The sequence below is a fragment of the Enterobacter cloacae genome, from assembly GCF_013375935.1.
GTDB lineage: Bacteria > Pseudomonadota > Gammaproteobacteria > Enterobacterales > Enterobacteriaceae > Enterobacter > Enterobacter pasteurii.
Genome location: NZ_CP056117.1, coordinates 836588 through 856935 on the forward strand (window position 1 = coordinate 836588; position 20348 = coordinate 856935).

17 protein-coding genes and 4 tRNA genes are annotated in these 20348 nt (G+C 57.7%); 5 read left to right on the forward strand and 16 right to left on the reverse strand.

All coding sequences use genetic code 11. The features are described from left to right. Positions 1 to 98: 98 nt before the first annotated feature. The 6 genes from uvrD to lptM form a co-directional block, all read right to left on the reverse strand. On the reverse strand, positions 99 to 2261 hold the full coding sequence (uvrD, locus tag HWQ14_RS03905) for a DNA helicase II (protein ID WP_176609010.1): 2163 nt from the start codon (positions 2259 to 2261) through the stop codon (positions 99 to 101). Positions 2262 to 2340: 79 nt separating this feature from the next. Continuing rightward, positions 2341 to 3057, reverse strand: a complete 717-nt coding sequence (yigB, locus tag HWQ14_RS03910) for a 5-amino-6-(5-phospho-D-ribitylamino)uracil phosphatase YigB (protein ID WP_148421621.1) — start codon at positions 3055 to 3057, stop codon at positions 2341 to 2343. Further along, entirely contained in the window at positions 3057 to 3959 is a 903-nt protein-coding gene (xerC, locus tag HWQ14_RS03915) for a tyrosine recombinase XerC (RefSeq protein ID WP_148421623.1), read from the reverse strand. The genes yigB and xerC overlap by 1 nt, the downstream gene beginning before the upstream one ends. After that, the gene (locus tag HWQ14_RS03920) at positions 3956 to 4663 is read right to left on the reverse strand and encodes a DUF484 domain-containing protein (RefSeq protein WP_148421625.1); all 708 of its coding nucleotides are present in this window, start codon (positions 4661 to 4663) and stop codon (positions 3956 to 3958) included. Before HWQ14_RS03920 ends, xerC begins: the two co-directional genes overlap by 4 nt. Next, the gene (gene dapF / locus HWQ14_RS03925; protein ID WP_176611148.1) at positions 4660 to 5484 is read right to left on the reverse strand and encodes a diaminopimelate epimerase; all 825 of its coding nucleotides are present in this window, start codon (positions 5482 to 5484) and stop codon (positions 4660 to 4662) included. The genes HWQ14_RS03920 and dapF overlap by 4 nt, the downstream gene beginning before the upstream one ends. Positions 5485 to 5519: 35 nt before the next feature. Continuing rightward, on the reverse strand, positions 5520 to 5723 hold the full coding sequence (gene lptM, locus HWQ14_RS03930) for an LPS translocon maturation chaperone LptM (protein WP_148421627.1): 204 nt from the start codon (positions 5721 to 5723) through the stop codon (positions 5520 to 5522). Positions 5724 to 5858: 135 nt separating this feature from the next. Here lptM and cyaY point away from each other — a divergent pair, with 135 nt between their 5' ends. Beyond that, positions 5859 to 6179, forward strand: a complete 321-nt coding sequence (gene cyaY, locus HWQ14_RS03935; RefSeq protein WP_148421629.1) for an iron donor protein CyaY — start codon at positions 5859 to 5861, stop codon at positions 6177 to 6179. Positions 6180 to 6256: 77 nt separating this feature from the next. Here cyaY and cyaA read toward each other — a convergent pair whose 3' ends face one another. After that, the gene (cyaA, locus tag HWQ14_RS03940; RefSeq protein WP_148421631.1) at positions 6257 to 8800 is read right to left on the reverse strand and encodes a class I adenylate cyclase; all 2544 of its coding nucleotides are present in this window, start codon (positions 8798 to 8800) and stop codon (positions 6257 to 6259) included. Positions 8801 to 9150: 350 nt separating this feature from the next. On the opposite strand from cyaA, the gene hemC reads away from it, so the two are divergent. From hemC to hemY, 4 genes are read left to right on the forward strand one after another with little or no spacing between them, the layout of a single operon-like run. After that, on the forward strand, positions 9151 to 10092 hold the full coding sequence (gene hemC, locus HWQ14_RS03945; protein WP_148421633.1) for a hydroxymethylbilane synthase: 942 nt from the start codon (positions 9151 to 9153) through the stop codon (positions 10090 to 10092). Beyond that, a complete protein-coding gene (gene hemD, locus HWQ14_RS03950) occupies positions 10089 to 10829 on the forward strand; it encodes a uroporphyrinogen-III synthase (protein ID WP_176609011.1) in 741 nt (246 codons plus the stop codon). The genes hemC and hemD overlap by 4 nt, the downstream gene beginning before the upstream one ends. A gap of 20 nt (positions 10830 to 10849) precedes the next feature. After that, a complete protein-coding gene (hemX, locus tag HWQ14_RS03955) occupies positions 10850 to 12043 on the forward strand; it encodes a uroporphyrinogen-III C-methyltransferase (RefSeq protein WP_176609012.1) in 1194 nt (397 codons plus the stop codon). A 2-nt stretch (positions 12044 to 12045) separates the two neighbouring features. Then, positions 12046 to 13245 carry a protoheme IX biogenesis protein HemY gene (hemY, locus tag HWQ14_RS03960; RefSeq protein ID WP_148421690.1) on the forward strand — a complete coding sequence of 400 codons (1200 nt, stop codon included), beginning with the start codon at positions 12046 to 12048 and terminating at the stop codon, positions 13243 to 13245. Between the two features lie 538 nt (positions 13246 to 13783). On the opposite strand, the gene HWQ14_RS03965 is transcribed toward hemY, so the two are convergent. The 9 genes from HWQ14_RS03965 to wzxE all read right to left on the reverse strand — a co-directional run bounded on the left by HWQ14_RS03965 (position 13784) and on the right by wzxE (position 20347). After that, positions 13784 to 13860 (reverse strand) — tRNA-Pro (locus HWQ14_RS03965). A 45-nt stretch (positions 13861 to 13905) separates the two neighbouring features. After that, positions 13906 to 13992, reverse strand: a tRNA-Leu gene (locus HWQ14_RS03970). Between the two features lie 21 nt (positions 13993 to 14013). Further along, positions 14014 to 14089 (reverse strand) — tRNA-His (locus HWQ14_RS03975). Positions 14090 to 14155: 66 nt separating this feature from the next. After that, positions 14156 to 14232 (reverse strand) — tRNA-Arg (locus HWQ14_RS03980). Between the two features lie 102 nt (positions 14233 to 14334). Continuing rightward, positions 14335 to 15720, reverse strand: coding sequence for a bifunctional threonine/serine APC transporter ThrP (gene thrP / locus HWQ14_RS03985; RefSeq protein ID WP_176609013.1), 1386 nt, complete (start codon positions 15718 to 15720; stop codon positions 14335 to 14337). A 198-nt stretch (positions 15721 to 15918) separates the two neighbouring features. Then, the gene (gene wecG, locus HWQ14_RS03990; RefSeq protein ID WP_148421641.1) at positions 15919 to 16659 is read right to left on the reverse strand and encodes a lipopolysaccharide N-acetylmannosaminouronosyltransferase; all 741 of its coding nucleotides are present in this window, start codon (positions 16657 to 16659) and stop codon (positions 15919 to 15921) included. Between the two features lie 12 nt (positions 16660 to 16671). Then, entirely contained in the window at positions 16672 to 18024 is a 1353-nt protein-coding gene (wzyE, locus tag HWQ14_RS03995) for an ECA oligosaccharide polymerase (RefSeq protein ID WP_176609014.1), read from the reverse strand. Further along, positions 18021 to 19100: a TDP-N-acetylfucosamine:lipid II N-acetylfucosaminyltransferase gene (locus tag HWQ14_RS04000; protein ID WP_176609015.1), complete on the reverse strand. Its 1080-nt coding sequence runs from the start codon at positions 19098 to 19100 to the stop codon at positions 18021 to 18023. Before HWQ14_RS04000 ends, wzyE begins: the two co-directional genes overlap by 4 nt. Further along, the gene (gene wzxE, locus HWQ14_RS04005; protein ID WP_176609016.1) at positions 19097 to 20347 is read right to left on the reverse strand and encodes a lipid III flippase WzxE; all 1251 of its coding nucleotides are present in this window, start codon (positions 20345 to 20347) and stop codon (positions 19097 to 19099) included. The genes HWQ14_RS04000 and wzxE overlap by 4 nt, the downstream gene beginning before the upstream one ends. Between the last annotated feature and the right edge of the window lies 1 nt (position 20348).

A 20348-nucleotide genomic window follows, 5' to 3' on the forward strand; every position in this document is an offset into this window, starting at 1 on the left:
TGTGGCGTCAACACGCAACGGAACGCTGAAGGGCATTAATTGACCTTCAACGTATAAGGCTAGCAGATTATTACAAAATAGTGATATTTTTCTGAAAGTTACACACTTTCCAGCTTAGCATAGGCCGCTACCAGCCATTTGATCCCCTGCCCCTGGAACGCGACCTGCAAACGGCTGTGCTCGCCGCTGCCTTCCAGGTTCACGATGGTTCCTTCGCCAAACTTCGAATGGCGAACGCGCTGGCCCAGCTTGTAGCCGGTGTCGGTTTCAGAGATTGGCGACCCCATACGCTGATGGCTGACCGGACGGCTGATGCTGGCGCGCAGACGCACCTCTTCCACGCACTCTTCCGGCAGCTCGCCGATAAAGCGCGACGGACGGTGATACACCTCTTTCCCGTACAGACGGCGGGTTTCGGCGTAGGTCAGCGTCAGTTTCTGCATCGCACGGGTCACGCCCACGTAGGCCAGACGACGCTCCTCTTCCAGCCGTCCGCCCTCATCCAGCGACATCTGGCTCGGGAACATGCCTTCTTCCATCCCGACGATAAACACCTGCGGGAACTCCAGACCTTTCGCGGAGTGCAGGGTCATCAGCTGAACCGCATCCTGCCAGGTATCGGCCTGCCCTTCACCCGCCTCAAGCGCGGCGTGAGAGAGGAATGCCTGCAACGGCATCAGGTCTTCATCTTCTTCGTTGTAGCTGAACTGGCGCGTTGCCGTCACCAGTTCCTCTAAGTTCTCAATACGGGTCTGGCCCTTCTCGCCTTTTTCCTGCTCGTACATGGTGCGCAGGCCGGAGTCTTTGATTACCCGGTCAGTCTGCACGTGCAGCGGCATGTCGGCGGTTTCCTGCGCCAGCGCGTCAATTAGCTCCAGGAAGCGCTGCAGCGCGCTCGCGGCGCGCCCGGCGAGGGCTTTTTCCTGTAACAGCTCGCGGCACGCCTGCCAGAGCGTGAGCTGGCGATCGCGCGAGGCCTGGCGCACCACGTCCAGCGTACGGTCACCGATGCCGCGCGTCGGCGTGTTTACCACGCGCTCAAACGCCGCATCGTCGTTACGGTTGGCAATCAGGCGCAGATACGAAAGGGCATCTTTGATTTCCTGACGTTCGAAGAAGCGCATACCGCCATAAATACGGTACGGCATGCTCACCTGTAACAGCGCCTCTTCCAGCACGCGCGATTGGGCGTTGCTGCGATAGAGAATGGCACACTGCTCCAGCGCGCCGCCGTTGTCCTGCCAGGTTTTGATGCGGTTCACCACGAAGCGCGATTCGTCGAGCTCGTTGAAGGCGCAATAAATCGAAATAGGTTCGCCGTCGACGCCGTCGGTCCACAGCTTTTTACCCAGACGCCCGTTGTTGTTTTCAATCAGGGCGTTGGCCGCGCTCAGAATGTTGCTGGTTGAACGGTAGTTCTGCTCCAGTCGGATGGTTTGCGCGCCGGGGAAATCGTTGAGGAAGCGCTGGATGTTCTCTACCTGCGCCCCGCGCCAGCCGTAGATAGACTGGTCGTCATCCCCTACGATCATCACCTTGCCGGTATCCCCCGCCAGCAGGCGGATCCAGGCGTACTGGATGTTGTTGGTATCCTGGAATTCGTCCACCAGGATGTTGGTGAAGCGCTCGCGGTAATGTTGCAGGATATGCGGCTTATTCAGCCACAGCTCGTGGGCGCGCAGCAGCAGCTCGGCGAAATCGACCAGGCCGGCGCGGTCGCACGCTTCCTGATAGGCCTTGTACACGTTCTGCCAGGCCTGCTCGACCGGATTGCCGAAGCTCTGAATGTGGTGCGGGCGCAGCCCCTCGTCTTTCTGACCGTTGATGTACCACATCGCCTGACGCGGCGGCCACTGCTTCTCGTCGAGGTTCATCGCCTTAATCAGGCGTTTAAGCAGGCGAAGCTGGTCTTCACTGTCGAGGATCTGGAAATCCTGCGGCAGGTTGGCGTCCATGTGGTGCGCGCGCAGCAGACGGTGCGCCAGGCCGTGGAAGGTGCCAACCCACATGCCGCCCTGGCTGGTGCCCATCAGCTGTGCGATACGGTGGCGCATCTCTGCTGCCGCCTTGTTGGTAAACGTCACCGCCATGATGGAGTACGGCGAACAGTTCTCCACGCTCTGGAGCCAGGCGATACGGTGAACCAGCACGCGCGTCTTACCACTGCCCGCTCCAGCCAGTACCAGCAGGTTTGTACGCGAGGCGGCAACCGCGTCACGCTGTTTGTCATTAAGGCTGTCGAGCAGGTAAGAAACGTCCATTGGCACCGTCACGTCATGTCGGGCAGGCGAATGTTTCCACTCGCCAAAACCCTGTTAATTTATACAGAACAATTGATGATTATATCAGCGTCGTGAGGGATGCCAACCGTGAAATTTCCACGTGCGGCAGAAGACGGCTGTCGGAAGTGGTCATCAGGTCGGCGTTTTCCGGCTTGATCCAGCAGGCCTGCATGCCGCAGCGGATCGCCCCGGCGACGTCCGTGGTCAGGTCATCGCCCACGTGCAGAATTTCACCGAGCGGCAAGCCCAGCTTTTCCGCCGCCAGATGATACATATCGTTGAACGGCTTCGAGCGTCCGTGCGGGCCCGCGCGCAGCACGAACTGAAAATAATTCCCCAGGCCAAACAGTTCTGGCTGGGCATTGCCGTTTGTTATTGCCACCAGCGGCCATTTCGCGGCCAGTTTAGCCAGCGTGTCGTGGGTTTCCTGCGGCACGTCGATGCGGCTACGCCATCTGGCGAAGTTTTCCATGGCCGCTTCGGCACCCACGGCCGCTTCCTGCGCGCTCAGGCCCGCGTTGAGCATTGCCTGCTCAACAGCACGACGACGCCATTCGGTTACGTCGTGGTAAATCTCCGGTTCGGTTTCCCGCAGGGACTGGCGCAGCAGCTGGAAGTCTTTGTTCTGCATCGCTTTCAGCGCAGGATGATAGTTCTGCACAAACGCCAGCGACTCCTGCTCGGTGCGCACGATCACCGGGCGGTTGTCGTAAAGGGTGTCATCAAGATCAAACGTCAGGGCTGAGATCTGACCGAGTGGGCGGTAAAAACGCATTATTTCCCCCGTTTGGCGCGTGGATGCGCCGCGTCATACACCGAGGCAAGGTGTTGGAAGTCTAAGTGGGTATAGATTTGAGTGGTCGACAGATTCGCATGGCCAAGAAGCTCCTGCACGCCGCGCAGGTCGCCGCTCGATTCCAGCATGTGCGTCGCAAAAGAGTGGCGCAGCTTGTGCGGGTGAACGTGGCTGTTCAGCCCCTGTTTGATCCCCCACTCCGCAAAGCGCTTCTGCACGTTTCGCGCCGAGATCCGCTTGCCGAGCTTCGATAAGAACAGCGCATCGTCTTCCGCGCCAAACAGCCCGCGCAGATCCAGCCAGTGCTCGATCCACGAGACGGCGTTGCGGCCAATCGGCAGGCGGCGCTCTTTGCTGCCCTTGCCCATGACCCAAACTTCGCCCGTTTCCAGATCGAGGTGTTTTATGTCGAGATTGACCAGCTCTGACAGACGCAGCCCGGCCCCGTACATCACTTCCAGCATCGCGCGGTCGCGCACGGCCAGCGGATCGTTAAGATCGATATCCAGCAGGCGGTTTACGTCGTCAACGTCGATATTTTTAGGCAGATGGCGCGGAGCCTTTGGCGTGGCAATACCCTTTGCCGGGTTGGCTTTCAGGCTGCCCTGGCTGACCAGCCAGTCGAAGAAGCTGCGCAGCGCAGAGAGCCGGAGCGCCAGGCTCGCCGGGCTTAAGTTTTTTTTACGGCTACGCACCACGAAGCCGCGTACCGTCGCGGCGTCGCACTGCTGCCAGCTTTTAAGGCCGATGTCGCCGGCAATCTGCATGATGGCTTCAAGCTGGCGCCGATAGTTCAGCAGCGTGACGGGGCTAAGCTGACGTTCCACGCTCAGGTAACGCAGAAAGCGCGTGACGTCAGCGGCGAGGAGATCGTCCATCATACGCGCTCGATCCAGCGCTCCAGCAGCTCGGGCAGCATCAGTGCCACCTCCTGCAACAGCTGCGTGCCCTGCCCCTGCTCATAGTGATGCGCGTCGCGGCTGGTAAATAACATCACCCCCAGATCGCCGTCGCGCCCCATCAGCGACATCGCCACCGAGCCGATGGCTTTAGCTTCAGGCAGCACCACCAGCAGCTCTGGTCCGTTCAGCGGCCCCAGATAATGGTGCTCGTGGCCCAGACGCTGAATGCGCAGCGGCTCAAACGCCTGACGGCTCAGCGCCAGGTGGGTAAAACCGGACGGCGCGCCAATACGCCAGCGGTCAGGGAACAGGCGGATAGTTGCGCCTGCCAGCCCCAGCTCGCGCGCCCAGCGGTGGAAGCGGTTGAGGAACTCTTCGAGGCTGTGCGCAGAAGCCAGGCGCGCCTGCAGGTGCAGAAGGCGGTAGAACAGGCTTTCGTTAGTGCTGGCCTGCTCCATCAGCAGCGTCATGTTCTCTTCGAGCTGGCTGATGTGGTTGCGCGAGCGCGCCATGTGCCATTCGACCAGCGACACGGTCTCGCGAACCGGATGCGGCACGCGCATCCGTTCGACGACGCGTGCATTGCGGATAAAAAACTCAGGATTGTTCAGCAGGTAATCCACAACTGCGCTATCGTCCAGCTCCGTTACGGGTTCCTGCAGTTCTTCCCCTGGTTGCTTCATAGATGGATAAACCCGTCATAAACATGTGTCGCCGGGCCAGTCATGTACAGTGGATGACCCGGTCCTTTCCAGGCGATATCAAGCCGCCCACCTGGCAATTCCACGCGAACCTCTTCCGCCAGTAACCCCTGGGAGATACCAACAGCCACGGCCGCACAGGCACCGCTTCCGCAGGCCTGGGTTTCACCCGCGCCGCGCTCGTAAACCCGCAGGCGAATGAGTTCACGCTTCACCACCTGCATGAAGCCGATGTTCGCCCGCTCAGGGAAGCGTTCATGGCCTTCCAGCACCGGGCCAAGCGTTTCAACCGCGGCGGTGGCAACATCATCCACCTGAATTACGCAGTGCGGGTTACCCATCGAGACGACGCCGCACAATACTGTCTGCTCGGCGGCACGCATGATATAGGTCTTTTCCGCTTTGTTGGCGCGAAACGGCACGGCAGACGGTTCGAAGTTGGGCTCGCCCATGTGCACGCGCACCAGCTCGTCGTCAGTGACGCTGAGCACCATCCGGCCATTGGCCGTGCTGACGCGGATATCGCGCTTGTTGGTCAGCCCTTTCAGGCGAACAAAGCGGGCAAAACAGCGCGCGCCGTTGCCGCACTGGGAGACTTCACTGCCGTCGGCGTTAAAAATGCGATAGTGGAAGTCCAGGTCAGGATCGTAAGGAGGTTCCACCACCAGCAGCTGATCAAACCCCACTCCCACGTGTCGATCCGCCAGACGACGGATCAGCTCCGGGGAGAAAAAAACATTCTGCGTTACCGCGTCGACGACCATAAAATCGTTGCCAAGGCCATGCATTTTAGAGAACTGCATCATTTGCTCCATTGCGCGGGTACAGAACGTAATCGTCAGAGATTGACCTGAGTCGGGCCACCGTTGTTGCCGCGATCGTTAGTATTCGGCGTTGATGACTCGATACCACTTTGCACCGGTTTCGTCGGCGGTGGTGCGTTTTTATCCTCTGGCGGGAAGTACAGCGGCCCTTTCAGTCCACAGCCGGTCAGGCTAAACAGAGTGACAAGAACGGCAAGCGTTCGAAAGACGTTTTTCATGTAGAGGTTGCCCGTAAGTTCAAATCTGTTTCTATCATCGCAGGAGAAGACACAAAAGCAAGAGTTTGCCGCTTTCCTGCAACGGGAATTATTTAGCGTTATACTGCCGCCATCACGAAAAACAGGAACAACACCATGAACGACAGTGAATTTCATCGCCTTGCCGACACCCTGTGGATGACCATCGAAGAGCGTCTGGACGACTGGGACGGCGACAGCGATATCGATTGTGAAATCAACGGCGGGATCCTGACCCTGAGTTTTGAAAACGGCAGCAAAATCATTATTAACCGCCAGGAGCCGCTTCACCAGGTATGGCTGGCGGCCAAACAGGGCGGCTATCACTTTGATCTGAAAGGTGACGAGTGGATTTGCGACCGCAGCGGCGAAACGTTCTGGGATCTGCTGGAGCAGGCAGCGACGGCGCAGGCGGGCGAGGACGTGAGTTTCAGGTAGTTTTTTGCTGCCCGGTGGCGGCTATGCACCGGGCCTGCAACGGCTCGAAAAGCGCAAGCGCCACCCGGCTAAAAGACTCAGGAGAAATACTGCTGCAACAGCGGTGCGGTATCCTGATTAGCAGGCACGGCGGGCGTAATCGCCTGCGTACGGAACGGGATCACCTGCGCGCGTCCGTCCACGTTCACAATCTGGTAGAACTGCGGCAGGTTGAAGTTGATGAAGCTTGAGCCGTAGGTGAAGCGGTCATGCGAGGACGAATAGAAGCGGCTGACGTCGCGCACCAGCTCCTCTTTACTGCCTTCACAGTGGTGATACACCTCGGCGCGGTTGGTTTCATCCAGGATGTAGATGTTAAACCCGGCGTTGTCGCCCGACTCTTCGAAGAAGAACTGAATAATCCCTTCACTCGCAAAGCCGTCCACTACCTGCGGCAGCTTGACGTGGTTGGTTTCCACCTGAACGGACAAGCCATGCAGCTTGTTGTGCGAAATCGCGCCGTAGAACTCAATGGCGTTTTCCAGCTTCTGCACCGACACGTTCAGACGTTCAAAGAACAGGCCCCAGGTCTGACCGGAGACGCGCAGCGCTTTGAAACGCCCGGTTTCCTGACGGGTGCTGGAGAGGCGCAGCTCGATGCACTCTGAAACCAGCTGCTGCACGCGGGTACGAATCAGGCCGCGCAGGTGCTGGCTGTAGCAGAACACTTCCACGCTGTCCGGCGGCGCGGCGTCCTGATGCATCTTGCCGAGGATGGTTTTCAGCGCTTCGATCATCGCCTGCTCGCCGTTGAAGTGCAGGGTACGCACTTCGTTCCACGAGTTGCGGTACAGCAGATCCACGCTGCCCACCAGGCAGTTTTGCTGCTCGCCGAAGCTAAAGACGTCCAGCTTGCGGAAGTCGAAATGGACCACCTGATTGCGGAAGGCCGCCGTCGGGTCATATTCCAGGTTGACGATGATCGCCAGGTGGCGAATCTCGCATGGGCTATAGAGCGCTTTCGGCGTTGGCGCCGGCAGGCGCAGCGGGAAGTGGTGGGAGACATCCGCCACCATCTCCTGCAATTTGGCTAAATCGACCACCTCGTTGCCTTTGATAAACAGGCGGGTGCGCGAGGTCAGCAGGCCGTTAAACCAGGCCCAGGCCACCAGCTTGTTCAGGTAGCGGTTATACTCCAGCGGCTGATGGCTGATGATCGAGTCCATGCTTGGCGCACGGTTGTACAGATACCATCCGGTGCGGTTAGCGCGGCCCGGCGGCACGTAGATAAAGGTCAGATTCGGCTCAGACAGGTCAGGCGAAATCTGCGGGTTCACCAGGGTAACTTTGCCCGGCAGCGCTTCAAACGCGGCGTACAGCTTACGGGTCAATACCCCGATATCCTGCGGGCTGGCGGAAACGCTCAGGTTGTTACGGCGAGCAAAGCGGATCAGGTTACGGTAGCTCTGCATCATCGCATCGAGCAATTCGTTGTGCGCTTCACGCACCTGATCGATCTTCCAGTTGGCGCGGTTGTCGAGCATAGAGAGACGCTCTTCGTCCCATCCCCACTCTTTTACCAGCTGGCTCACCACTTCACGACGCCAGCCAACGCAGGCGCGTTCGCGGCTCAGTTTTTCACAGACTTTGAGGTAGAAACACCGGCGCACCAGGTCAAGACGCGTGGTGTCATCAATGGCCGTCAGGTATTCGGTAACGCGTTCCAGCATCATGCAGTAGGCATCAAGCCCGTAGGAGACAATCTCTCCGTCGTGCAGACGCTGCTTGATATCTTTCGCCAGCAGGCGCGGCGTAGGGTATTCCCAGGAATAGGCTTCCAGCAGCAGGGTTTTCAGCACCGCTTTGTACGGCGAATCAATACTTTTATAGAGCTGCCAGAGGCTTGCGCCAAAGTACTCTTCGGCGGACAGGGAGCTAAGGCCACCCAGATCCAGCCACTCGTTTGGCGTCAGGACGCCCTGCGAGTAGAGCGACATAACGTAGTCGTCGTAATGCTCTTCTTCATCGCACGGCACCATATTCCACAGAATACGCTTCCCGGCCAGACGAACGGCAGTACGGTAAAATTCATCCAGCAGCAGGATGTGCTGAGTCGAGCCACAGTCTTCACCACCCAGACTGCCGCTTTCATTATGGCGGAAACGGTTTTCATCAATCAGGAAGAAGCTCACTTCCACGCCGAGCGACGCCGCCCAGCTCTCCAGCAGGCTACATTTACGCTGCAGCAGCTGGCGCTCTTCGTTATCGAGCCATGACTGATGGCAGACCCAGATATCCAGGTCAGACGAACAGCTTTGCCCAACCGAGGAGGTGCTGCCCATGGAGTAAACCCCGGTGATCGGCAGCTCACCTTTCGGCGAGACCTGCGGCGGCATGCCGCGGTAAAGCTCAAGTTCAGTCAGGTAGTGCTGTTGGGTTTCATCAGGCGTGAAGAGGCAAATGCCCTGGGGAACGTTACCATCAAGGTAACCCGGCATTAGCGGATGGTGATAGTGCAACAATGTCGGCAGTAGACTGTATACCTGCTGGAAAGCAGGGCCCATGGCAGCAAGCGCGCGATCGACACGCAGTTGGTTGATGGCATCCAGTCTCTGTTTCAGAGTCTCAATATAGAGGTACAAGACGTATCGCCTGATGTTTCCGGGTGTCGCACGCCAGTCAAAACAGAAAAAGCAGCGGACCCGCAGTATTTCAAAAAGATAACCGTTACCCTTCTTTCGCCTTTTGCTTTTCTGGTGGTACAGACGAAAAAATGGTCTAAAACGTGATCAATTTAACACCTTGCCGGTTGACCGTAAAGAAAGATGCGCTACATACAAGTGTAGCACCGTTCTGCACGTGTAAATTCCTGAATACGGCTGTGGCTGACGAGAACGCCGCCCGTCCCTCTCACTCTTCATCAACCGTAAAACTGCCATCCGAGTGTCAACAATGTTAGGATGGTTAGCGATTGATAATGACGGTAACAAGCATGTTAGACAATGTTTTGAGAATTGCCACACGCCAAAGTCCTCTTGCGCTCTGGCAGGCACATTATGTTAAGCAGCGCCTGGAAGCCTGCCACACCGGATTACGCGTTGAGCTGGTGCCTATGGTTACGCGTGGCGATGTCATTCTTGATACGCCCCTGGCCAAGGTCGGTGGGAAGGGCCTGTTTGTCAAAGAGCTGGAACTGGCATTGCTTGAGAACCGCGCCGATATCGCCGTGCATTCGATGAAGGATGTGCCCGTTGAGTTCCCGGAAGGGCTGGGGCTGGTGACCATCTGCGAGCGCGAGGATCCTCGCGATGCGTTTGTCTCTAACCGCTATGCGTCGCTCGACGCTTTGCCAGAGGGCAGCGTGGTCGGCACGTCAAGCTTACGCCGCCAGTGTCAGCTGGCTGAACGTCGCCCTGACCTGGTGATTCGTTCGCTGCGGGGTAACGTCGGCACGCGCCTTGGCAAGCTGGATAACGGCGACTACGATGCCATTATCCTTGCGGTTGCAGGTCTGAAACGCCTGGGGCTGGAGTCGCGCATTCGCGTGGCGCTGCCGCCCGAGCTGTCGCTGCCCGCCGTCGGTCAGGGTGCCGTCGGCATTGAGTGCCGTCTGGACGATGCGCGCACTCAGGAACTGCTCGCGCCGCTGAATCATGACGACACCGCCGTTCGCGTAAAAGCCGAGCGCGCAATGAATACTCGCCTTGAAGGTGGCTGCCAGGTGCCAATTGGCAGCTATGCTGAATTAACCGAGGGTGAACTGTGGCTGCGTGCGCTGGTCGGCGCACCGGACGGTTCACGGATGGTGCGCGGTGAACGCCGCGGCACGCCGCAGGATGCCGAGCAGCTTGGCGTGTCGCTGGCGGAAGAACTGCTGAATAACGGCGCACGTGAAATTCTGGCCGAGGTCTATAACGGAGAGCCCCCTGCATGAGTATTCTTGTCACCCGCCCTTCTCCCGCAGGAGAGCAGTTAGTGAGCCGTCTGCGCACACTGGGGCAGGTGGCCTGGAGTTTTCCGCTGATTGAATTCTCCCCCGGTCGCGAGCTGTCCACGCTCACGAACCAGATGAATATCCTCCGCGAAGGAGATCTGCTCTTTGCCCTGTCGCAGCATGCCGTGGAGTTTGCCCATGCGCAGCTGCAACAGCAGGCCGTTAACTGGCCCCAGGCCCCGCACTATTTCGCCATCGGGCGCACCACCGCGCTGGCCTTACATACCGCCAGCGGAATAGATGTTCGTTACCCGTTAGATCGGGAAATCAGCGAAGTCTTGCTACAATTACCTGAATTACAAACTATTGCCGGAAAGCGCGCGCTCATTTTGCGCGGCAACGGTGGCCGCGAGCTGCTGGGCGAAACGCTGCGGGAACGCGGTGCGGACGTGACGTTTGTTGAGTGCTATCAGCGTTGTGCAAAACACTATGATGGCGCGGAAGAGGCGATGCGCTGGCAGGCGCGCGGAATTAATACGCTGGTCGTCACCAGCGGTGAAATGTTACAACAGCTTTGGTTGCTGATACCGCTCTGGTATCGCGAAAACTGGTTACTCCGCTGTCGGCTTCTGGTCGTCAGCGAGCGTCTGGCGAACCACGCCCGGGAACTGGGCTGGCAGGATATTCGGATCGCTGATAACGCCGACAACGATGCGCTGCTGCGCGCATTACAATAACTCTCAAATGGGAAGCCATAATGACGGAACACGAAAAATCCTCCGCCGTGGTTGAAGAGACCAGGGAGACTGTGGACACCACGTCACAGCCAGAGACGACAGACAAAACCGTTGAGAAGAAAAACGGCAGCAACAAAACCAGCCTTACGCTGAGCGTTATTGCCATCGCGATTGCGCTGGCCGCAGGCGTGGGTCTTTACGGGCTGGTGAAAAAACAGGGCACGAACCAGACGGCCACCAGCGACGCGCTGGTGAACCAAATCACGGCCCTGCAAAAAGCGCAGGAGACGCAAAAAGCCGAGCTGGAGGGCGTGATTAAGCAGCAGGCCGCCGCTCTCGCCGACGCGAACAGCAAGCGTGAAGCGTTGACCAAACAGCTGAGCGAAGTGCAGGAAAAAGTCGCCACGATTTCCGGGACCGATGCCAAAACCTGGCTGCTCTCGCAGGCCGATTTTCTGGTGAAGCTGGCCGGACGTAAGCTCTGGAGCGATCAGGATGTCACCACCGCCGCCGCGCTGCTGAAAAGCGCCGACGCAAGCCTGGCCGACATGAACGATCCAAGCCTGATCGGCGCGCGTCGCGCCATTACGGAAGATATCGCCAGCCTGTCGGCGGTGTCTCAGGTCGATTACGACGGCATCATTCTTAAGGTGAATCAGCTCTCAAACCAGATTGATAACCTTCAGCTTGCCGATAATAACGACGACGACTCCCCGATGGATTCCGACGGTACCGAGCTGTCCAGCTCCCTGAGCGAGTGGCGTATTAACCTGCAAAAAAGCTGGCAGAACTTTATGGACAGCTTTATTACCATTCGCCGCCGCGACGAAACTGCCGTGCCGCTGTTAGCGCCGAACCAGGACGTCTATCTGCGCGAAAACATTCGCTCCCGCCTGCTGGTGGCGGCTCAGGCCGTACCGCGTCATCAGGAAGAGACTTACAAACAGGCGCTGGATAACGTATCAACCTGGGTTCGTGCTTATTACGATACCAATGACGCCACCACTACCGCGTTCCTTGAGGATATCGACAAGCTGAGCCAGCAAAATATCACCATGAACGTGCCGGACAGGCTGGAAAGCCAGCCGATTCTTGAGAAGATCATGCAGACGCGCGTGCGTAACCTGCTGGCCCAGCCGGGCGTTCCGGCGGAGCGCCCGGCTGAAACCCCTGCCGCCGCGCCAGCGCCTGAAAGCGCGCCGCAAGGAGAGTAATGATGCTAAAAGTATTCTTGCTCTTCATCCTGCTTATCGCCGGGATCGTGCTGGGGCCAATGCTCGCGGGGCACCAGGGCTATGTGCTGATCCAGACCGATAACTACAATATCGAAACCAGCGTTACCGGGCTTGTGATTATCCTCATCCTGGGCGTTGTCGTGCTGCTGGCGGTGGAATGGATCCTGCGCCGTATTTTCCGCACCGGGGCCCATACCCGCGGCTGGTTCGTTGGTCGTAAGCGCCGTCGCGCCCGTAAACAGACCGAGCAGGCGCTGCTGAAGCTGGCCGAGGGCGACTATCAGCAGGTTGAAAAGCTGATGTCGAAAAATGCCGACCACGCCGAACAGCCGGTGGTGAACTACCTGCTGGCGGCGGAAGCGGCACAGCAGCGCGGTGATGAAGCGCGCGCGAATCAGCATCTTGAGCGCGCGTCTGAGCTTTCTACTAAGGATCCTATTCCGGTTGAGATCACCCGCGTACGCCTGCAGCTGGCGCGGAATGAGAACCATGCGGCGCGTCACGGCGTCGATCGCCTGCTGGAAATTACTCCCCGCCATCCGGAAGTGCTGCGTCTTGCCGAACAGGCGTACATTCGCACCGGTGCCTGGGGCTCGCTGCTGGACATTATCCCTTCCATGGCGAAAGCCGACGTGGGCGATGACGAACATCGTGATGAGCTTCAGCGTCTGGCCTGGATTGGCCTGATGGATCAGGCGCGTGCCGATCTCGGCAGCGACGGCCTGAAAACCTGGTGGAAAAACCAGAGCCGCAAAACGCGCCAGCAGGTTCCATTGCAGGTAGCGATGGCGGAACATCTGATCGAGTGTGACGACCACGACACCGCGCAGGAGATCCTCCTCGACGGCCTGAAGCGCCAGTATGACGATCGCCTGGTGATGGTGATCCCGCGCCTGAAGACCAATAATCCTGAGCAGATCGAAAAAGTGCTGCGCCAGCAGATTAAAACCGTCGGCGATCGTCCGCTGCTGTGGAGCACGCTGGGCCAGTCCCTGATGAAGCACGGCGAATGGCAGGAGGCGAGCCTCGCCTTCCGCGCGGCGCTGAAACAGCGCCCGGACGCGTTTGATTATGCCTGGCTTGCCGATTCGCTGGACAAGCAGCACAAGCCGGAGGAGGCCGCCGCCATGCGACGCGATGGGCTTTTGCTAACGCTACAGAACAACGGAACGCAGCAGTAATTATCAAGGAGGCCAGACGGCCTCCTTTTTTTAGGCATAAAAAAACGCCTGCTATAAAAGCAGGCGTTAAAACAGGTCTGTAAGACAACATATTTGGTGCTTCACTCAACGTTATGCCCATGGTGTCTGATGAGGCCGAAGCGACATCTGTCAGTGGACGATAAGCACCGTAAACGGCTCTGCGTCATTCCTGAGTATATGAGGCACTAAGGCGAACATACGAGATGGAATGAGCATCTACACGTATATTATTGCACGTAATGTGCCAGGTTTACACGCAGAACTTTTACATCGCGCAACATTTTAAGATTAAAGGAAATTATGCTGTTTAGCGCCGTCTGAAGCCGCACAACGTAGCGCCGCAGGCGGTAATTTGTCGCCATCAGGAGACAGCCAGAGCGATAAAATTAAAAAGCTTTTAATATTAACAGGTTAAATGTCGCTGAATCGCGACAATGAAAAAGGGTGCTGTCGGGGAAGGACTACAGGATGTAAAAGCGCAGAAAACAAAAAACCCCGCCGAAGCGGGGTTCAAAATTGGTCGGCGAGAGAGGATTCGAACCTCCGACCCACTGGTCCCAAACCAGTTGCGCTACCAAGCTGCGCTACTCGCCGATGTACTGCTTTTTTGAATTTTTAGTTCAATTCATTAAAAAGTCGTGGTGCGAGGGGGGGGACTTGAACCCCCACGTCCGTAAGAACACTAACACCTGAAGCTAGCGCGTCTACCAATTCCGCCACCTTCGCAATTCACAACTCTTTCAATAATGGGGTGGCTAATGGGATTCGAACCCACGACAACTGGAATCACAATCCAGGGCTCTACCAACTGAGCTATAGCCACCACTGTATTCTTTCACGCGGTTCTGACTACTTCTCAGACCACCGCAGCTTAGCGCCGGGACTAAAATGGCGCGCCCGACAGGATTCGAACCTGAGACCTCTGCCTCCGGAGGGCAGCGCTCTATCCAGCTGAGCTACGGGCGCTTAGCGCCGTTGCGGGGCTGGATATTACGTACCTCCGCCCCCGCTGTCTAGTGCTTTTTTGAAAAAAATGCGCGTTTGGTTATGGTTTGCACATTTTGCCGCTTATTCCTCCACTTTCTGGGCGGAGCCACGGCGGCCCAGGCCAAAAAGCTTATAGGCAGCCGTCACGGCGGCCAGGAAGATCATCCCGACAAACAGCGACATGCGGGTATCTTCATTAAAGTACATTCCAATTAATACGCAAATCAGGAACGCCATCGTTAAATAGTTCGCATACGGGAACAGAATGGAGCGGAACGGATGGCTGGCAATCGCCTGTTTGTGCGCCTGACGAAAACGCAGCTGGCTAATCAGAATAACAAACCACGGCACCATTCCCGGCAGCACGCTGGCACTATAAACATAAACGAACACGCGCTGCGGATTCGGGATGATGTAGTTCAGGCAAGAGCCAATCAGCAGGATCACAATCGACACCGCCACGCCCGCCACGGGGACCCCCACGCGGGAGACTTTGCCCATCGCTGCCGGCAGCTGTTTGTTTTGCGAGAGCGCGTAAAGCATGCGTCCGCAGCTGTACATCCCGCTGTTACAGCCCGAGAGCGCCGCCGTCAGCACCACAAAGTTGATAATCGCGGCTGCCGCCGTGATGCCAATCTTAGCGAAGGTTAAGACAAACGGGCTGCCGGTAGTGCCGATCTCGTTCCAGGGGAATATGGTGACGATAACAAAGATCGCACCCACGTAGAAAATCAGGATACGCCACAGCACCTTGCCAACCGCGCTACGCAGCGTGACCTGTGGGTTTTTCGCTTCACCCGCGGTAATGCCGATCAGCTCAACGCCCTGATAGGATGCCACCACGATACAGAGCGCCGTCAGGAAGCCCTTCCAGCCGCCCGCAAAGAAGCCGCCGTGCTCTGTCAGGTTACCAAAACCGATGGCGTGCCCGCCGTTACCGAAGCCAAAGAAGATGACGCCGAGGCCCACGACAATCATCACGATGATAGTGGTGACTTTGATCATCGCAAACCAGAACTCGATTTCGCCGTAAAGACGAACGGCGGCAAGGTTCGCCAGCGCTACCAGCCCTACGGCGATAAGCGCGGGTATCCACTGGGCCATCTCCGGGAACCAGAACTGCACGTAGACCCCGATGGCGGTGATCTCTGAAATGCCGACGGCCATCCACATAAACCAGTACGACCAGGCCGTGAGATAGCCGAAAAACGGGCTCATATAACGGTGGGCGTAAACGGCGAAAGAGCCCGTCACCGGCTCCAGGAACAGCATTTCGCCCATGGAGCGCATGATGAAGAAGACGAACAGCCCGGCAATGATATAGGCCAGCAGCACGGAAGGCCCCGCCCACTTCAGCGTGCTTGCCGAGCCCATAAACAGGCCAACGCCGATAGTTCCGCCCAGCGCGATCAATTCAATATGTCGAGCTTCCAGCCCACGCTGAAGCTCCGGTTTTTTCTCTGCCATAAATCCTCGGTTGTGTTTGCTGTTTCCCGACTTGCTGCCGGTTATTATTTTTGAGGGGTAGTGAAATACGGAGCGAATGGTTTCTTAAATTCTGGCAAATGGCAAACAATGCATTAAAAAAATGAATGCATTGCACATAAACTCAGCAGTTTTGCGGGAGGCGTTGCAGCGCGAACAGCAGATCGCGCTGCCTTGTGGTTACATTTTTCCGGTGTAGTGCCAGGCGAGGTAGCGCAGCAGACGAATCTGCCGTTTGATACGCGTCGGCTGGGAAAGCAGGCGGTACAGCCACTCCAGCCCAAGGTTTTGCCAGACCTTTGGCGCACGCTTAACGTGGCCGGTAAAGACGTCGTAGGTGCCGCCCACGCCCATATAAAGCGCGTCCGGGCTGACCAGACGGCAATCACGCATCAGGATCTCCTGGCGCGGTGATCCCATGGCAACGGTGACAATTTTCGCCCCGCTGTCGCGCACGCGCTCAAAGAGCGCCTGGCGGTCTTCCGGCCTGAAGTAGCCATCCTGGCTGCCCACGATGTTAACGTTCCACTGGCTGCGCAGCTTTTGTTCCGTCTGCGCCAGCACCTCGGGCTTACCGCCTATCAAAAACACCGGCGTGCCTTCAGCCCCTGCGCGCTCCATAAGCCGCTCCCAGAGATCGGCTCCCGCCACGCGAGAAACATTAGCGCCAGGAAACTTTTTCCGGATTGAACGCACCACGCTTATACCGTCTGCGTATTTGAACTCCGCGGCCTCAATCAGGCCTTTCACTTCCGCATTGTCCTCAACCGCCAGCATTTTTTCTGCGTTGATGGCCACCAGCGTGCCCGATTTCATCTGCCCGTCCGCGAACAGAAAATCCAGCGCATGTTGCATATCGCGCCAGCCGATAAGCTGTAGCCCACGCAGCGCATAACGCGGTGCTGAAGTTGTATCCGTCATGATAATCCCTACTCAGACTTGCGGCAGCGTTGTGCTGCCCTGTGGCTCACGTCTGTGCACAAGCCCTGCACTTTCAAACAGCCAGTACAGGAGTTTTGCCAGCAGCAGACAGATGCCGAAAACGACCATAAAGAACACCACGCGTGAGACGAACGAATCTAGCCCCTCGCGCGCCAGAACGATCATATTGAAAATGGCACCGAAACAGAAACTGTGCAAAACAGCGGCTTTGTAGCGGTTGGTCTCTTCATTGCCCAGCGTGTACAGCCAGTCGAACCATTTTATTATCAGCCCTACCGCGATCGCGCCAGGCAGGATAAACCAGTTACCGCCCATCACTACCAGCGAGCCGATCAGGGTTGGCGAAATCGCCAGACCTGAATGGTTGTTCAGCACTTCCCAGGTGAAATAGTTCGCCGTGTTGAGGACAATACCGGGGCGATCGGGCCACAGCCACGACGGGATAAAGACGTAAAAATCTCGCGCAATCGGCGCCAGCCCCTGGAATTCGATCTTGTCGTAGTTTTGCAGCAGTAGCGCCAGGTTTTCCCACGGAGAGAAGGTATCGCGCGTGAGGTACAGGAAGGTGTAAAACGCTTCGTCGCCGGCCACGTTCAATCCATAGCGCTTCAGCGCCAGCCAGAACATCCCCACAATGCCAAAGACGCCTGCCGCCACCAGCATCCACAGGGAGATCCAGCCGCGAATAATGCCGATAAACAGGAAAATCGCGAAGGCGATAATGATGTTGGCGCGCGTACCGCCGACGATCATATAGGTCAGAATGCCAAACGCGACCGTGCTGACCAGGAAGAACAGCCAGGCTTTGCTGTCCTGACGCAGGAAAAAGACCATCAGCATCGCCGGAATGAAGAAGTAGAAGAAACGCTTAAGCGCGACTCCGGAGACTTCGGCGGAGAATATCTGGCTGTAGGACTGGAGCTTAAACAGCAGGAAGCCGTTATGCATGAAGAAAATCGCCACGCTGACCAGGGCGATGGTCATCAGCATGACCCACGTCAGATGGGTTTCTACCCGGTTCATGGTAAAAAGCGGGCGACGGGGCGTAGCGTCTTTCGCAGCCCGCAAGCGCGTTTTGTAGGTGACGTAGTACACCGCGTAGAAGCAGGTGGCAGAGAGCAACGCCTGCAGCAAAATGTCCGGTGGCGCGACGCCAACATCAAAGCGGAACACGAGGATGCTGGTCAGCGGGAAGCCAAAGAAAAAGGTCAGCAAAAACAGCAGCGAGAAGAATACGTTGAAGTTAAAACGTACGCGCCGGAACTCAAACCAGGTGAGCGTGGCGATAAACAGCGTGCTCAGCAGCCAGACCACCAGCAGGCCGCTAAACTGCAACTGGCTCATGCGTTGTCTCCTGAAGCAATACGCAGCGCGCGTTGCCACGGCGTAAGGTAGTTCGGGCTGAAAAAGTCGATGCTATTTTTATCCACCAGCGCGAGCTGGCGCTGTGCTTCCCGCACGACGTCGACATTTAGCGTGTCGGAGGTAAACAGGACCGGAATATGCTGCTCGGTCATGTCCTGCCAGAACGGGTTTTCGCGGTTGAGCACGCACGGCACACCCGCCTGAATCAGCAGACACAGCGTGCCAATCCCCTGCTGACGGGCAAAGATGAAATAGCCCAGATCGCATTTTCGCAGCAGTGCGAGGTAGTCATTAAATTCCAGCCTGTCGCTGAGAATGTGCAGGTTTTCCGCGCTAAACAGCGCAAGCCCCTGCTGGCGGACCTCGTCGATATAGGCGTCGTTGTTGGCGGGATAGCCCATCGGCACCACCACGCTTACCGTATCGCCAAACTGCTGATGCACCGCCCGGAGCGCCGCGACATGCTCGTTACTGCGATCGCCGGAATTCCCCACCAGGATGGTCAGCTTGCCCTCACGAACCGCGTCATTCGCCATGCCGTTCAGCGCCGGATCCATACGGGTTGGAAAATAAAGCAGCTCCCCGCGAACCTTCGGGTGCTGCCTGGCAAAGTAGTTGAGATCGCCCCGGGTGGCAAAAACACAGCCCACGCGCGCCTGCGCCAGACGACGCAGCGGATAGAAAAGACGGAATTTCCAGCCCCGGGAGACTTCGTAGAGATCGGCCCCCCAGATGTGCCAGCTGAACTGGGAAGGCTTGATCCCACCGCTTAACAGCGCCAGCCACAGCCCGGCGTTGAACTGTCCGTGGAAGAAGAAACGCTGGGTACGATCCGTTTTGGCTTTAGCCACGACGGCCTTCTTCAGTGCCGCTTTGTCTGGCCAGAACGTGATGTTCAGTGCCGGACACGCCGCGCTCAGGCCGTTATCCTTTCCAGCGACCATAAACTCGCGCGCATCGGGCGTGCCGGATGCCAGCTCATCGTTGAAGAAGCGAAGTACGGTCTGGTTATGATGCGGAATGTCCGATCCCAGTATGTGAATCAGTGCAGTCATGCGCGTTTACGCCAAAGTAAAAATACGCCGCAGCAGGCAGCGAAATAAACGATATAGGTTGCCATATAGGCCTGAGCCGCTCCCAGCGCGCCGTGGGCAGGGATCAGCCAGTGAGAAAACGCCGTCAGCAGCGCAAACTGGCTAATCTCTGCCAGGATATACAGCCGCAGCGACGCCTTCGCAATCACCAGATAGCCGAAAACGTAAGCCCCTACTTTCAGCACATCGCCGACCAGCTGCCAGGCAAACAGGTCGCGCATGGCGGTAAACTTCGCCGAGAACAGCAGCCAGATGGCGACATCACGCAATAGCCAGACGGTAAAGCTGGCGACCGCAACAGCTGGCAGCACAAAACGCAGGGAGCGAAAAATCTCGCGGGTAATATCCTGCCTGGAAGTCAGGCGCGATAAGGTTGGCAGCAAATAGACGCTAAAGGAAGCCGTAATAAACTGTAGGTAGGCGTCGGAAATGCTGCTTACGCCCTGCCAGATTCCGACCTCGTCCCAGCTGTAATGCGCCGCCAGCAGGTTTCGCATCATCACGTAGGCCACCGGAATCGTGACGGAAGTGATGAGGGCCATCAGCGTAAATTTCGCCAGCTGGCCCGCCAGCATCTTGTCCCACTGCGGCTTCAGGTAGCTCAGCGGGACGTCGCCCCTGCGCATCACCATGAAGGCCGCCGGAATGACAACCAGGGCAGGCACCAGCGCCAGCCCCAGCAGCGCGCCTTCATAGCCGCCCAGCCGGTAGCAAAAATAGTAGGCAATCACGCCGATGACGCTACCGAGGATGAGCGCCAGCGCATTCCCGGCGGCATCGCGGAAGCCTTTCATCAGCGCCAGCAGCAGGTTCGCCCAGGCGATGCCCATCTGAACGAGCGCCACCAGCCGCACAAGCCCCTGATAGTGCGAGTGTCCGAACAGCCCCTGGCTAATCGGTGCTGCCGCCAGCAAAAATACCGCAGCCAGCAGCGTGGAAAAGCCCAGCACCATGGCAGAAGAGGTGCCCACCACGGTCCGGAGCTTTTCGGCATCGTCGCGATGCTGGGCGACGTATTTGGTCACGCCGTTGAATATCCCGGCGCCTGCCAGAACGCCAAGCACCGTGACCAGCTGGCGGAAATTTCCCGCCAGACCAACGCCTGAAGGGCCAAATGAGACGGCCAGCAGCTTGACGACCAGCAGCCCGGCGCCAATTTTTACAAGCGTGGACGCTGCCGTCCACACCGACGCTTTTGCCAGAGACATA